Annotated in this window: 14 protein-coding genes, 1 tRNA gene and 1 pseudogene; 6 read left to right on the top strand and 10 right to left on the bottom strand. The window is 61.0% G+C overall.

The genetic code is table 11. The features are described from left to right. Nucleotides 1–40: 40 nt before the first annotated feature. Nucleotides 41–556: a 3-hydroxyacyl-[acyl-carrier-protein] dehydratase FabA gene (gene fabA / locus PO860_RS20845; protein WP_025417454.1), complete on the bottom strand. Its 516-nt coding sequence runs from the start codon at nt 554–556 to the stop codon at nt 41–43. Nucleotides 557–857: 301 nt separating this feature from the next. Here fabA and irrA point away from each other — a divergent pair, with 301 nt between their 5' ends. Continuing rightward, nucleotides 858–1277, top strand: coding sequence for an iron response transcriptional regulator IrrA (irrA, locus tag PO860_RS20840; RefSeq protein WP_183609949.1), 420 nt, complete (start codon nt 858–860; stop codon nt 1275–1277). A 24-nt stretch (nt 1278–1301) separates the two neighbouring features. Here the strand turns inward: irrA and PO860_RS20835 are convergent, their stop codons facing one another. Then, the gene (locus PO860_RS20835; RefSeq protein ID WP_273885380.1) at nt 1302–1937 is read right to left on the bottom strand and encodes a trimeric intracellular cation channel family protein; all 636 of its coding nucleotides are present in this window, start codon (nt 1935–1937) and stop codon (nt 1302–1304) included. Between the two features lie 171 nt (nt 1938–2108). Between PO860_RS20835 and PO860_RS20830 the strand changes: the two genes are divergently transcribed. Then, nucleotides 2109–2582, top strand: coding sequence for a hypothetical protein (locus PO860_RS20830; protein ID WP_183609947.1), 474 nt, complete (start codon nt 2109–2111; stop codon nt 2580–2582). Nucleotides 2583–2585: 3 nt separating this feature from the next. On the opposite strand, the gene PO860_RS20825 is transcribed toward PO860_RS20830, so the two are convergent. Continuing rightward, a complete protein-coding gene (locus tag PO860_RS20825) occupies nt 2586–3374 on the bottom strand; it encodes a YdcF family protein (protein ID WP_183609946.1) in 789 nt (262 codons plus the stop codon). Between the two features lie 68 nt (nt 3375–3442). Next, on the bottom strand, nt 3443–4165 hold the full coding sequence (locus tag PO860_RS20820) for a YoaK family protein (protein ID WP_183609945.1): 723 nt from the start codon (nt 4163–4165) through the stop codon (nt 3443–3445). A 236-nt stretch (nt 4166–4401) separates the two neighbouring features. On the opposite strand from PO860_RS20820, the pseudogene PO860_RS20815 reads away from it, so the two are divergent. Continuing rightward, nucleotides 4402–4631, top strand: a pseudogene (locus tag PO860_RS20815) (DUF2798 domain-containing protein). A gap of 56 nt (nt 4632–4687) precedes the next feature. Here the strand turns inward: PO860_RS20815 and PO860_RS20810 are convergent. The 3 genes from PO860_RS20810 to PO860_RS20800 all read right to left on the bottom strand — a co-directional run bounded on the left by PO860_RS20810 (nt 4688) and on the right by PO860_RS20800 (nt 5659). Then, nucleotides 4688–4927: a GIY-YIG nuclease family protein gene (locus tag PO860_RS20810; protein WP_183609944.1), complete on the bottom strand. Its 240-nt coding sequence runs from the start codon at nt 4925–4927 to the stop codon at nt 4688–4690. A gap of 120 nt (nt 4928–5047) precedes the next feature. Further along, nucleotides 5048–5123 (bottom strand) — tRNA-Ala (locus PO860_RS20805). Nucleotides 5124–5275: 152 nt separating this feature from the next. Further along, nucleotides 5276–5659: a TIGR02300 family protein gene (locus tag PO860_RS20800; protein WP_125846734.1), complete on the bottom strand. Its 384-nt coding sequence runs from the start codon at nt 5657–5659 to the stop codon at nt 5276–5278. Between the two features lie 337 nt (nt 5660–5996). Here PO860_RS20800 and cmk point away from each other — a divergent pair, with 337 nt between their 5' ends. Then, nucleotides 5997–6644, top strand: coding sequence for a (d)CMP kinase (gene cmk, locus PO860_RS20795; protein WP_273882444.1), 648 nt, complete (start codon nt 5997–5999; stop codon nt 6642–6644). A gap of 176 nt (nt 6645–6820) precedes the next feature. Beyond that, nucleotides 6821–8524 carry a 30S ribosomal protein S1 gene (gene rpsA, locus PO860_RS20790; protein WP_064681614.1) on the top strand — a complete coding sequence of 568 codons (1704 nt, stop codon included), beginning with the start codon at nt 6821–6823 and terminating at the stop codon, nt 8522–8524. A gap of 94 nt (nt 8525–8618) precedes the next feature. On the opposite strand, the gene PO860_RS20785 is transcribed toward rpsA, so the two are convergent. The 3 genes from PO860_RS20785 to PO860_RS20775 all read right to left on the bottom strand — a co-directional run bounded on the left by PO860_RS20785 (nt 8619) and on the right by PO860_RS20775 (nt 11995). After that, complete coding sequence (locus tag PO860_RS20785) at nt 8619–10169, bottom strand: hypothetical protein (protein ID WP_183609942.1); 1551 nt, start codon at nt 10167–10169, stop codon at nt 8619–8621. A gap of 217 nt (nt 10170–10386) precedes the next feature. Next, nucleotides 10387–11013: a ribonuclease D gene (locus tag PO860_RS20780; protein WP_183609941.1), complete on the bottom strand. Its 627-nt coding sequence runs from the start codon at nt 11011–11013 to the stop codon at nt 10387–10389. Between the two features lie 172 nt (nt 11014–11185). Beyond that, nucleotides 11186–11995, bottom strand: coding sequence for a MerR family transcriptional regulator (locus PO860_RS20775; protein ID WP_273885379.1), 810 nt, complete (start codon nt 11993–11995; stop codon nt 11186–11188). 165 nt (nt 11996–12160) lie between these two features. Between PO860_RS20775 and PO860_RS20770 the strand changes: the two genes are divergently transcribed. Beyond that, the gene (locus PO860_RS20770) at nt 12161–13441 is read left to right on the top strand and encodes a 4-aminobutyrate--2-oxoglutarate transaminase (protein WP_273885378.1); all 1281 of its coding nucleotides are present in this window, start codon (nt 12161–12163) and stop codon (nt 13439–13441) included. Nucleotides 13442–13502: the final 61 nt, after the last annotated feature.

Here is a 13502-nt window from a genome sequence, read left to right as displayed (position 1 = left end):
TCAAACCTTTTTTGTTTCGTGAACCGCTTGAGATGCGGTTTCAGGCCGTCTTGTCTTTAGAGAGACCGACGCGAAGGTCGGCCGCCTGATATATGGTCTCGCCGTCCGCCTTCAGCCAGCCGTCGGCCGTGCCGAGGACCAGACGGCCGCGCATGACACGCTTGAAGTCGATGCCATATTCGATCAGCTTCGTATGAGGCTTGACCATGCCCTTGAATTTCACTTCGCCGGTTGAAAGCGCCATGCCGCGGCCTTCCTCGCCGAGCCAGCCGAGGAAGAAACCGGTCAGTTGCCACATGCCGTCGAGGCCGAGGCAGCCCGGCATGATCGGATTGCCTTCGAAATGGCAGGGGAAATACCAGTCGTCGGGACGCACGTCGTATTCGGCCCTGAGATAGCCTTTGTCGAAGGTCCCGCCGGTTTCGGAAATGTCGGTGATGCGGTGAACCATCAGCATGGGCGGCAGGGGAAGCTGCGCATTGCCGGGCCCGAACAGCTCGCCATGTGCGCAGGCGATGAGTTCGTCGTACGAGAAGCTGGACTGTCTGGTCGTCATAAAGTTTCTTTTTCCCCCCGCCTGAAGCCGATGGATGTGAACGTGTAGTCCAAGTTCTTCAGAAAATGAAGCATCAGCAAGGCAGCTTCATTCATCGCCCCGGACCAGGCTTACGTCATTATTTGGTGGTCGAATACAGGAAGGCCAGGGCCGCGACCAGACCTATTTGCACCAAAAGCCCGTTTTTGCCGCGTTTATCAGGCTCTTGTCCCCATTGAACTATTGAAAGGCTCCGGTGCAAAAGTTATACCGCTTGAAGAAACATGATTGCTTTATGCAGGAATAACCGGAGTTGGTCTTGATGACGGGTGCACTCCCGATCGCAATAGAGGTAAGGCTGCGCGGTGCGGGCCTGCGCCCCACCCGCCAGCGTGTCGCGCTCGGCGACCTCCTGTTTGCCAAGGGCGACCGGCATTTGACTGTCGAGGAACTGCATGAGGAGGCGGTTGCCGCCGGCGTGCCGGTCTCACTGGCAACCGTCTACAACACGCTGCACCAGTTCACCGAAGCCGGCCTCATCCGCGTTCTCGCCGTCGAGAGCGCCAGGACCTATTTCGACACCAATGTTTCCGACCATCACCATTTCTTCATCGAAGGTGAGAACGAAGTGCTCGACATTCCCGTCAGCAACCTGACGATCGGCAATCTGCCGGAACCGCCTGAGGGGATGGAGATCGCCCATGTCGACGTCGTGATCCGCCTGCGGGCAAAGCAGGGCTGACGCCACCCAAGGCCACCCAAGTCTTCACATGACATCGTCGGGATGCCGGCCGGGCTTGTGCATGTAAGTCGGAAAGGTCCAGCCGAACCACAGGGCGCCGCCGCGCACGGCAAAGGCTGCGACGACACCACAGGCAGACGCCAGATAGAGCGGCATCCCCAGCGCATTGGCGAGCGTGAATACGCCGGCGCCGATGAGGGCTGCGGTCACGTAGATTTCCGGCCGCAACAACACCGAAGGCTCGTTTGCCATCAGATCGCGCAGAATGCCGCCGAAGGTCGCCGTCAGCGTGCCGGTGACGATCGCGATCGTCGGCGAGCCGGTGGCGGCGAGGCCCTTGGCAGCGCCGATCACGCAATAGGCGGCAAGGCCGATCGCATCCAGCCAGATCAGCAGGCGATAGCGCGATTCCAGCAGGTGGGCGGTGAAGAAGACGATGACGCCCATGATACAGCAGACGAGGATATAGGCGGGGTTCAACACCCAGAAGACCGGCACGCGGCCGAGCACGATATCGCGCACGGTGCCGCCGCCCGTTCCCGTCACCATGGCGAAAAACAGAAAACCGATCAGATCCAGCTGCTTGCGCGAGGCGGCAAGCGCGCCTGTCGCGGCAAACAGCGCAATGCCGGCATAATCGAGATAGACGAGCAAGGACATGCGGCCCCCGGAACCGGCGAACAATTTTCGGACAAGAAACACGGCGGCAAGGGCGGCGCAAGGCGGCGCGGCCATAAAGCTGAAGTCTTTGTTCAATGCATGTCGTTGTCCCAAAACCGCTGCACACTTTGGGCGACATGCATTGGGCGCCTTTATCCAAAGAGGAAAGCCGTGAAAACGCTGCTGCTCGCCGTTCTGAATATCGTCCTGCTGCTTGTCATGCCGGCTGTCGCCTTCGGCCAGCAATCGCTGATTTCCGATCCGGAGATCTACGAGAAGAAACATTTCCAGGAGCAGTGCAAGACGGCCGAATTCGCCGACGGCTTCATCACCCGCCAGGACATCAACAATGACGGCCTGATCGATGCGGTGGTCAACGAGGGCCAGCTGACCTGCGACGGGCAGAAGGGGCCGCAATGCAATGACGACGGCTGCACCTATAATTTCTATCTGCAGGTTGCTGAAGGCGGTTATTTCATGATCGCGACGGCGCAGATCTATGGCTACGATTTCGTCCAGCGCTTCGGCAATATGGTGCTGGCAATGAAGATGCATCCGCGCTTCTGCGACCGCACCGAAGGTGATCCCTGCATCGTCACTGCCCGCGTGCGCGGCACGAAATTCGTCACCATCTCGAAGAAGTAAATCTCAGCTCGGATAGAGTTCCGACGTGCGGCCGGCGAGATAATAGCCGACCAGGCCGTACCATTCGCGGATCGCAGTCGCCATGTTCTGCGCATTGAGATTCGGCTGAGTGAAATCGAACCCCGGCCTCACCTCGCCGTCGGTGCGATAATCGGTCGGCCAGGGCACGATATCGATGCCGAGTTTGCGGAAGATGCCGACGGATCGAGGCATATGAAAACCCGAGGTGATCAGCAGGCAATGGGAAAGCCCCTGGCTTGCCAGGAATTCCTTGGTGTTGATGGCGTTTTCGAAGGTGGTGCGCGATTGCCTCTCCTCGATCAGGCGATCCTTGCCGACGCCGAAGAGCGGGAAGAAGCGCGCGGATGCCGCCGCATCGCCTTCATAGATGCCCGAGATGGAACCGTCGCCACCCGATACCAGAATGCGTGACTGCGGAAATTTCTGCGCGAGCCGCAGGGCTTCGACGAAGCGGTCGGCCGCGGGGTTGAACTCTATGCCGTGACGCGCCGTGTTCACCTCGTTTTCGAAGGCGCCGCCGAGCACGATCATGCATTGCAGGTTCTCCGGATCGGCGGCGGGCTTTGCGAAGCGCTGCTCGAGACCTTGCATCAGCAGGTTGCCGGCGGTGGTGTAGAGCGTGATGAAGAGGATGAGGGCCGACCCCGCGGCGCCGAGGATACTTAAGGTCCGCCAGCGCAGAAGGCCGGCAAGCAGGGCAAGGAAGACGAGGAAGAATGCCAGCGACAGCGGCTGAGCGAAAATCCAGACAAGCTTCGAAATGACGAACAAGACGTACTCCTCAAGGATGGGCGGCGATCCTTCCTATCCGATTCGACGATGACAGGAATGCGACGGTTCTATCTCACGCGCTGGGCGGCCGATCGGTGCGGCGCGAGCTTCTGGTTGAAGCGCCGCTGCAGCGGCCTGGGAATGAACATGGCGGCAAGCGCCAGCGCCATGGCGAAGAGGGAGACCAGCCATAGCGCAGATGCTCCGGTCAATCGCGTCAGCAGGGCGCCGACAATGGCGCCGAGCACCATGCCGCCCCAGGGCACGATCTGGATCGTCCATTCGATATGGCGGTCGCCGATGATCCAGCGACCGATGCCGCGGCCGAAGCGCGACAGGGCACCTGTGACATAAGTCAGCCCGATCGGCAGGCCTTCGATGTGCTCGACTGCCGCGTTCACCATCCCCATGGAAAAAACGATCATGTAGAACCGCTCGAACAGCATGTTCTGCACCGTCATCATCGAGGCCAGCGCCAGGACGAGACCGACGCAGCCGAGCACCACGAAGATTCGGCGCTCTGATACATGAGCGATGACGACGCCAGCCGCATTGCCGAGCACGAAAACGACGATGGCGGAGATCAACACCGCCGCGTGATAAAGATTGCCCTCGCTCAAGGCCAGCGCGGCCCGCGTCGTGTTCCCCGTCATGAAGGAGACGAAATCGCCGGTCAGCAGAAGACCGGTCGCATCGGTCATGCCGGCCAGAAACGAGATCGAGCCGACGAGGGCGAGTCCGGTTAAGGTTCGTCGGGTGCGGATGAGACGGCGGCGTCTTGCTCTGGTCATTGCTCAAGGGTCCTGAAGCCGAATCGCTGAGATTGCGGCAACAAGGATAATTCCTTTCGTTGAGGAATTGGCAAAGACGATCGGAAGGGATGGGGCGGACTTGAACGGCAAGGCATTTTCGGCCATAGAGATGGCGTTGCTTCAGATCGAAGCTCCGTAAGCGTTTACGTCAATCAACGCGCAACCCGCCGGTCGGCGCTGCGCAATTGTCTGATCGGCATCTTACGGAGATCAAAATGCCCAAAGGCAAACTCCCCAAACGCTACAATACGATCGTCATGCCGCTCATCCTCTCGCCGCTGATGACAGCTCGGCGATCAGCATCCTAAGAGCACAAGGCCTGACCGCGCCTGCCCTTGCGATGTGGCCCTCGGCATGGGCGCTCTCCTGGGCGATCGCCTTTCCCGTCCTGTTGTTGGTGCTGCCGGTGGTGAAGCGGGTCACGGCTGTTATCGTCGAGATGTGAGGAGCGCGAGGCGCCAAGCGGGCTGTGGGGGCGGCCTGCCGGAGTTGAGGTGGCGGCTACAGTCGTTTCTTTGCAAATGCCCTGCCCGAAGCAGACTTCAGATATTTCTCAAAAGCAAAGGCCTGTGTTTCATCGGAGAAAGCGAGATACGTCTTGAGAGACCAAGGGGCATATTTCGAGGTATGAGAGACCGCTCCGGCGTTGTGTTTTGCCAGGCGCGACTTCAGGTCACTCGTCACGCCAACGTAATAGCGATCCGGAAATTCGACACTATGGAGAATGTAGACATACTTCATGGAGGGATCATAGCCCGCCTACGTTGCTTCGCAACTTCGGCGCGGCAGCCTCCGCTTCCTTCTCGCCCTCGTCCCGTCAAGCCTTCCGGCTTGCCGAGCCGAAGCTCGAAGAGCGTAGGCTGGTGGAGCTAAGCGGGATCGAACCGCTGACCTCTTGCATGCCATGCAAGCGCTCTCCCAGCTGAGCTATAGCCCCATCAAGGTGGTCCGGCTCAGGGCCGGTCCTGGGATGCTCCTCAAGGCGCGTGCCCTGCGGAGTGGCGGCTTATTACTTCCGGTTTTCGGAGATAGCAAGCCTAAAAAATCCGGCCCGGAGAATTTTTTCCTCACCGGGCCGAAATGCAGTCGTCAGACTTCGTCTTCGTCGCCGGTCACGCCGATGATGTCGCTCATGTCGTCGTCGTCATCGTCTTCGTCGGGTGTGAGGAAGGTATCGTCGTCGTCATCGCCTTCGATTTCGACATCGTCGTCGCCGATATCGGGGATGTCGTCGCCGGCGGCGGCGTCATCGGCATCCTCGAGCGAAACCAGTTCGACTTCGGTGTTTTCGGTATCGACTTCCGCGACCTCGTCTTCCTCGGCAACGTCGGCGATCGCCGAGGTTTCTTCGAAGAAGGACAGAGGGTAGGACTTGCCGGTATAAGGAGAGACGATCGGATCCCGGTTCAGGTCATAAAACTTCTTGCCGGTTTCCGGATCGGTACGCTTGGTTCCAAGTTCCGCTTTCGCCACTATAAGCCTCGTGAGAATGACCGAATGCGAGATTCGGCAAATGCCGTTCAAGCCGGCGTTCCATCGGAATTTATAAGCCGGTCCCCTTAATCGCTGTGGCTTCCCATGTCAAAGCCAAACTTTATCATCAGAGCGCCGGGTTTTTCCCGCAGCGGCGGATGACCGGTCGGCGCGGATATGGTAACGAGCCGCAGAGGCCGCAGAAGCGGGCGAAGATTGTCGCCGGAAAGGACGGCATTGCAGAGGAAATGCTACGCCTTTACAAAGGATTACGCTACGCACGGCTCCGCCTGAGGCCTGCCGCCGTCCGTAAGTCCCCTGCCGCAGGATGGATCACATGACAACCAAGACGTTCACCATCGCCATCGATGGCCCGGCGGCGGCCGGCAAGGGCACGCTTTCGCGCCGGATCGCCGAGCGATACGGCTTCCATCATCTCGATACCGGCCTGACCTATCGTGCCACCGCCAAGGCGCTGCTCGACGCCGGCCTGCCGCTCGACGACGAGGCGGTGGCCGAAAAGATCGCGCGGGAGGTTGAACTTGCCGGACTGGATCGCGATATACTTTCGCAACACGAGATCGGCGAAGCCGCCTCGAAGATTGCAGTCATGCCGGCGGTGCGCCGGGCGCTGGTCGAGGCGCAGCGGCGGTTTTCGGAAAAGGCGCCGGGAACGGTGCTCGACGGGCGCGATATCGGCACGGTCGTCTGCCCGCATGCGCCGGTCAAACTCTATGTGACGGCGTCGCCGGAAGTGCGGGCAAGACGCCGTTTCGACGAGATCCTCGGCAAGGGGGCGACGGCCGATTTCGATGCGATTTTCGAGGACGTCAAGCGGCGCGACGAACGCGACATGGGACGGTCCGACAGCCCTTTGAAACCAGCTGATGATGCGCACTTGCTTGATACGTCGGAAATGAGTATAGAGGCCGCGTTTCAAGCTGCACAATCGATCATCGATGCGGTCTTGAGCCGAAATGCCTAAATTCAAGCGATTTTGCATGCTCTGAGCATGGATCGCTTCTCATACAGCAGCCTGAAATTCCGTCCAAGCGCCGGATTGCCTTCGTGAGAGAGGGCGGACTGGGTTCAGGCCCGTTCAACGCAAACCAACCGGCGCATACGTGTCCGCTTCCGTATCCAGGACACGCAGGAGATTTTATGTCAGTAGCTACCCCCTCCCGCGAGGATTTCGCGGCTCTTCTCGAAGAGTCCTTTGCCAAGAACGACCTGGCCGAAGGCTATGTCACCAAGGGCATCGTCACGGGTATCGAGAAGGACGTCGCCGTTGTCGACGTCGGCCTCAAGGTTGAAGGCCGCATCGCGCTCAAGGAATTCGGCGCACGCGCCAAGGACGGTTCGCTGAAGGTCGGCGACGAAGTCGAAGTCTATGTCGAGCGCATCGAAAACGCGCTTGGCGAAGCCGTTCTGTCGCGCGAAAAGGCTCGCCGCGAAGAAAGCTGGATCAAGCTCGAAGCCAAGTTCGAAGCCGGCGAGCGCGTCGAAGGCGTGATCTTCAACCAGGTCAAGGGCGGCTTCACGGTCGACCTCGACGGTGCGATCGCCTTCCTGCCGCGTAGCCAAGTCGATATCCGCCCGATCCGCGACGTCACCCCGCTGATGCACAATCCGCAGCCCTTCGAAATCCTCAAGATGGACAAGCGCCGCGGCAACATCGTGGTTTCGCGTCGTACGGTTCTGGAAGAGTCCCGTGCCGAGCAGCGTTCTGAAATCGTTCAGAACCTCGAAGAAGGCCAGGTTGTCGACGGCGTCGTCAAGAACATCACCGATTACGGTGCGTTCGTTGACCTCGGCGGCATCGACGGCCTGCTGCATGTCACCGACATGGCATGGCGCCGTGTGAACCATCCGTCGGAAATCCTGAACATCGGCCAGCAGGTCAAGGTTCAGATCATCCGCATCAACCAGGAAACCCACCGCATCTCGCTCGGCATGAAGCAGCTCGAGAGCGATCCGTGGGATGGCATCCAGGCCAAGTATCCGGAAGGCAAGAAGATTTCCGGTACCGTCACCAACATCACCGACTACGGTGCGTTCGTCGAGCTGGAGCCGGGCATCGAAGGCCTGATCCACATCTCGGAAATGTCCTGGACCAAGAAGAACGTTCACCCCGGCAAGATCCTGTCCACGAGCCAGGAAGTCGAAGTCGTCGTTCTCGAAGTCGATCCGTCCAAGCGCCGCATCTCGCTCGGCCTCAAGCAGACGCTGGAAAATCCGTGGGCAGCATTCGCCCGCAGCCATCCGGCCGGCACTGAAGTCGAAGGCGAAGTCAAGAACAAGACCGAATTCGGCCTGTTCATCGGCCTCGACGGCGATGTTGACGGCATGGTGCACCTCTCCGACCTCGACTGGAACCGTCCGGGCGAACAGGTCATCGAGGAGTTCAACAAGGGTGACGTCGTCAAGGCCGTCGTTCTCGACGTCGATGTCGAGAAGGAACGCATCTCGCTCGGCATCAAGCAGCTCGGCAAGGATGCAGTCGGCGACGCCGCTGCATCGGGCGATCTGCGCAAGAATGCAGTCGTTTCCTGCGAAGTGATCGCGGTCAACGACGGCGGTGTCGAAGTGAAGCTCGTCAACCACGAGGACATCACCTCCTTCATCCGCCGTGCCGACCTCGCCCGCGACCGCGACGAGCAGCGCCCCGAGCGCTTCTCGGTCGGCCAGGTGTTCGACGCCCGCGTCACCAACTTCTCCAAGAAGGACCGCAAGATCATGCTGTCCATCAAGGCTCTGGAGATTGCGGAAGAGAAGGAAGCCGTTGCCCAGTTCGGTTCGTCCGACTCGGGTGCTTCGCTCGGCGACATCCTGGGCGCAGCCCTGAAGAACCGCGGCGGCGAATAAGCCTCGCATCCGCCTATGAATTGAAGAACCCGCCGGAGCGATCCGGCGGGTTCTTCATTTTCAGGCGGTGAAAAGCTTTAAAGCGTGTCTTGCTCTATTCCCACCCGACCATCCGCTGATACAGCGCATAGACAGGATCGGCAGCCGTTCCCGGCTGATGCGGCGTCGGCTCGGCATCGATCATCCTCGGCGTCCGGCGTTCGGGTGCCGCACTGGCCGCTTCGGCATCGGGCGTGGCATCCTCGCTGCCGGACTGGGCCTGCTGATCATCTTCCTGATGCTGGTCCTGGGGCGCGCCGCCATGATGATGCTGGTGGCTCGTTTCGCCTGCCGTCTCGTTCGACGGCGTATCCTTGGCGAACTGATAGGGCAGCTGGGTATAGGCAAGGCCGTCCGGCATCCGTGCCGCGAGCGGCACATAGGCAGCCTCGACCGTCTCTTGCATCGGCATCGTTTGCGGCTGCGCGGCAATGTCCTTCGGTTGCCGGACAGCCGGAGCCGCGATCTCGCCATCCATCTGCGACGGGCGGGGTGCTGCCGACTGGCGAGCATCCGGCACTGCGAACTCGGCCGGCTGCCGGATCAAGGTTTCGGTCGCGTCGCTGATGACGGCTTCATCGAGGATCGTATCGATCTCCACTGCCGCTTCGACGGCAACATCCTCCAGCACGGTTTCGACGTCCTGCTCGCGAATGATGGTGGCGATCATCTCGGAGGCCTCTTCGGTCATCGAGGCGACAATGCCTGTCCAGTTCCTCGGAATGACAGGATCGCCCTTTTCCGACATCGCGCGGGGCTGGACGGCAGGCGGCTCGGTCGTCTGCCCGACGTCGTCGGTTGCGGCTGTCTCCGTCGATAGAGCTTGCCTGGCCTCGATCTCCTGCGGCGCGGATTTTTCCGACACGACTTCCCTTGCCGTTACCGAAGCGGTCTGAGGCCGATTTTCAAGCTGCGGCGTGGGATCACCAACTTCCGCGGCTTCGGCGATGACCGCTTGCTCGGCGGTCGCAAGCTCTGCAGCCTCGACCGGGGGATCGGCCGGCACCGGTGCCTTTTCCGCCGCTTGGCGCATGACGGCAGGCAGGCTGTCCTCATGCAGCTGAATCTCGGGGCGGGCTTCGGCGCGCATCGGCGAAGCGTCGTTCTGGCCATAGGAACGCACGACGGCGCGGGCGGCGAGATCGCGATCCTTGTAGCGGACGATTTCCAGATAAGCGACGATCCGGGCTGCTTGCGGGCCTGTCGGGTTCTTCAGGGCTTCGGCGATCATCCTGAGCGGCAGGCTATGGCCTTCGCCGGTGAGCTGGCGCTCGACCTCATCGATCCTGGCGGCCGGCAGCCCCCGGATGGCGTCGGCGAGCCGGGACGCAAAAGCAAGATTGGTCTCGTCCTCGCCGCGATCCAGCGAGATCGAGCGGCCTGCCGCGTCGATGACATCGAAAAGGGCCTCGACCATGCGTTCGCGTGCAGCCAGGAGCAGAATATTGAGCTTTCCGGCAATGGCGGAATTCAGATCGGTGGCTTCGACGGCGTTGACGGGCGCGGGCGCAACCACCGAATGGCCGAGACCGCCGGCGACGATCGCCGCGGTCTGGCCTTGGGACGAAAAGCTTGCATTGGACGCTGCACGAACAGGATTCAACATGGCATGCTCCTTTCGCAAAAAGACTGTGAAAGCAGGCTCCACAAAAGGACCGTGCTCATCCGGCCCCTTGCATTCCAGCAGATCCTCCTGTCCGCATGACGCAATTCCGGCGTCATCGAATGCATAAAAATTAACGGGAATTTTAGAAAAGATGCGTTAATGAATCGCTAACGCCCACGGGCAACCCCTGCCCCGCTGTTCTCAGTAGGCAATTTAATCAGCTATGGGCGAAAATATCGGCCTCTTCCCAGCCGAGCAGGTCGAGCTTGGCGCGGGTCGGCAGGAATGCGAAACAGGCCGTCGCATGGTCGAACCGACCGTCGCGGATCAGGCGCGCCGTCAGCTTGTCGCGCAAGGCATGGAGGTAAAGCACATCGGAGGCGGCATATTCGAGCTGGGCCGGAGACAGCGTCTCGGCGGCCCAGTCGGAGGACTGCTGCGCCTTGGAGATATCGACGTCGAGCATCTCCTTGAGATTGTCCTTGAGACCGTGGCGATCGGTATAGGTCCGACAGAGGCGCGAGGCGATCTTGGTGCAGAAGACCGGGGTCGTGGTGACGCCGAAAGTATGGAAGAGCACGGCAATATCGAAGCGGCCGTAGTGAAAGATCTTCTGATGGGTCGGATCTTCGAGCAGGGCGACCAGATTGGGGGCCTCTTTCTGGCCGGCAGCGATGCGGACGACATCGGCGGTGCCGTCACCCGGTGAGAGCTGGACGACGCAGAGACGGTCCCGCCGCGGCACCAGCCCGAGCGTTTCGGTATCGATGGCAATCGCGCCGGTGTAGCGGGCGGCATCAGCTACGGAAATATCGCCTTCGTGATAACGTATGGTGGCGGCCATGAGACAATCTTTCGTTCGAAACTCCCCCTGGCGCTATAGCGCAAAGGCGCAGAGTGCGAAACCGCTTTCCTCTTGCTAGAGCGCCGTGCGTCCTCTCGGACGCACTACCTCTTTTAATCTCCGCATCGTGTTTTCCGAAAATCGATTCCGATTTTTGGGCCGATGCGGTGGCTCAGAAGGTCGGCGGCGTGTTGATCCAGAGAAGCACGGTTTCGCCGTCGTGGCGGTTGCGCCAGGAATGGTAGCGGCGGCTTTCGAAATACAGTGAATCGCCCGGGCCGAGATCGAAGAACTGATCGCTGTCGAGCACCAGTTCGAGCCGGCCGGAGAGAACATGCATGAATTCCTCGCCCTCGTGGCGATAGGCGCCCTCGCTGGCAGCACCCGGCGCCAGCACGAAACGATGACAATCCATCATCCTGCGGCCTTCGGCGAGAAGCTGCACCGTGACACCCGGCGTCGTTTCCGGCCAGGTGCGCCATTCCCCGGTGCGGATCATTGCCGGCACCTCGCCGCTTTCCTCGCCGGAGAGGCGGGAGACGGTGGTGCCGTAATATTCGGCAAGGTCGTGCAGCGTCTTGAAGCTGACGCCCTGCGAGGTGCGCTCCAGCGTCGAGAGCGTCGAAGCGGTGACGCCGATATCGCCGGCCACCTGATCAAGCGTCTTGCCGCTCGCATGACGCAGGCTGCGCAGCTTGCGGCCGAGGCCGGTGCCCTGGCCTGCCTCGGCGCCATCGGCCGAAGGCTCCTCGCTCTCCAGCGCCTCGCGGATGGCTGCGGGATTGAGACCACGCTCGACGCGATACCAGGAGATGCGCTTCAACCGCGCCACATCATCGGCGCTGTATTGCCGATGACCGGTTTGCGAACGGCCGGGAACCAACAGACCCTGGCTTTCCCAGAGCCGCAGCGTCGAGGCCGAAACGCCCGCCAGCCGAGCAGCCTCCGCCACCTTGTAGCGTACCGGCCCGTTCTCGTTCATCCCATATCCCCGATTCCAATCGCCCGCGAGCATTCATCAAAACGCGTGATGTTTGAAGCAAAAAATCCCGCTTGTTTTCTTGCAGAAAAAATGTAGGAGTTTTATAAATATCTTGCAGAACTTATGCAAGGTAGTTCTCAAGCCTTTCAAAACAGGAGCGCATCGATGAACGCGACCAGCCTTACGGACCGAAAGAACGCCGCTATTTCCCGCGGCGTCGGCATGACGACCCAAATCTATGCGGATCGCGCAGAAAATGCCGAGATCTGGGACAAAGAAGGTCGCCGCTACATCGATTTCGCCGCCGGCATCGCCGTTCTCAACACCGGCCACCGCCATCCCCGGGTGATCGCGGCCGTCAAGGAGCAGCTCGATCACTTCACCCATACCTGCCATCAGGTGGTGCCCTATGAGAGCTACGTGCATCTCGCCGAACGGCTGAATGCGCTGGTCCCCGGCGACTTCGAGAAGAAGACGATCTTCGTCACGACAGGCGCCGAAGCGGTCGAGAATGCCGTCAAGATCGCGCGTGCCGCGACCGGCCGCTCGGCGGTCATCGCCTTCGGCGGCGGTTTTCATGGCCGCACCTTCATGGGCATGGCGCTGACCGGCAAGGTGGTGCCCTACAAGGTCGGTTTCGGCGCGATGCCGGGCGACGTCTTCCACATTCCCTTCCCGGTCGAGCTGCACGGCGTCACCGCCGACCAGTCGCTCCAGGCGCTGAGAAAACTGTTCGCCGCCGATGTCGATCCGCAGCGCGTCGCGGCCATCATCATCGAGCCGGTACAGGGCGAAGGCGGCTTCTACCCGGCGCCAGCCGCCTTCATGAAAGTGCTGCGCGAACTCTGCGACCAGCACGGCATCCTGCTGATCGCCGACGAGGTGCAGACCGGTTTTGCCCGCACCGGCAAGATGTTCGCGATGGATCACCACGAGGTGGCAGCCGACCTGACGACGATGGCAAAGAGCCTTGCCGGCGGCTTTCCGCTTGCCGCCGTCACCGGCCGCGCCGAAATCATGGATGCGCCGGGGCCGGGCGGGCTCGGCGGCACCTATGGCGGCAATCCGATCGGGATCGCTGCCGCTCATGCCGTGCTCGACGTCATTGCGGACGAGGATCTCTGCAACCGCGCCAACCAGCTCGGCGGGCGGCTGAAGCAGCGGCTGGAATCGCTGCGCGAGACGGTCCCCGAGATCGTCGATATCCGCGGGCCGGGCTTTATGAACGCCGTCGAATTCAACGACCGGACGAGCGGATTGCCGAGTGCCGAATTCGCCAACCGGGTGCGGCTGATCGCGCTCGACAAGGGCCTGATCCTGCTCACCTGCGGCGTCCACGGCAACGTCATCCGATTCCTGGCACCAATCACCATCCAGGACGAGGTCCTCGGCGAGGCGCTCGACATTCTGGAAGCCTCGATGCTGGAGGCGAGCGCCGGCAAGTGACCGCACCGGAACCGCATTCAATAGCTGCCGGCAACCGGCAGTCTCATGCCCAATGAGGATA

The sequence above is a fragment of the Rhizobium binxianense genome (genome assembly GCF_028994275.1).
In the GTDB taxonomy this organism is placed as follows: Bacteria; Pseudomonadota; Alphaproteobacteria; order Rhizobiales; family Rhizobiaceae; genus Rhizobium; species Rhizobium binxianense.
This window is presented reverse-complemented; position numbering and strand designations above follow the sequence as displayed.

Bases quoted from the DNA above. Each gene is read 5' to 3' on its own strand.
- PO860_RS20810 (WP_183609944.1), bottom strand. From the start codon at position 4,927: ATGAAGTATGTCTACATTCTCCATAGTGTCGAATTTCCGGATCGCTAT.
- PO860_RS20835 (WP_273885380.1), bottom strand. From the start codon at position 1,937: ATGTCCTTGCTCGTCTATCTCGATTATGCCGGCATTGCGCTGTTTGCC.
- cmk (WP_273882444.1), top strand. From the start codon at position 5,997: ATGACAACCAAGACGTTCACCATCGCCATCGATGGCCCGGCGGCGGCC.
- PO860_RS20770 (WP_273885378.1), top strand. From the start codon at position 12,161: ATGAACGCGACCAGCCTTACGGACCGAAAGAACGCCGCTATTTCCCGC.
- PO860_RS20775 (WP_273885379.1), bottom strand. From the start codon at position 11,995: ATGAACGAGAACGGGCCGGTACGCTACAAGGTGGCGGAGGCTGCTCGG.
- PO860_RS20785 (WP_183609942.1), bottom strand. From the start codon at position 10,169: ATGTTGAATCCTGTTCGTGCAGCGTCCAATGCAAGCTTTTCGTCCCAA.
- PO860_RS20820 (WP_183609945.1), bottom strand. From the start codon at position 4,165: ATGACCAGAGCAAGACGCCGCCGTCTCATCCGCACCCGACGAACCTTA.
- PO860_RS20780 (WP_183609941.1), bottom strand. From the start codon at position 11,013: ATGGCCGCCACCATACGTTATCACGAAGGCGATATTTCCGTAGCTGAT.
- fabA (WP_025417454.1), bottom strand. From the start codon at position 556: ATGACGACCAGACAGTCCAGCTTCTCGTACGACGAACTCATCGCCTGC.
- rpsA (WP_064681614.1), top strand. From the start codon at position 6,821: ATGTCAGTAGCTACCCCCTCCCGCGAGGATTTCGCGGCTCTTCTCGAA.
- irrA (WP_183609949.1), top strand. From the start codon at position 858: ATGACGGGTGCACTCCCGATCGCAATAGAGGTAAGGCTGCGCGGTGCG.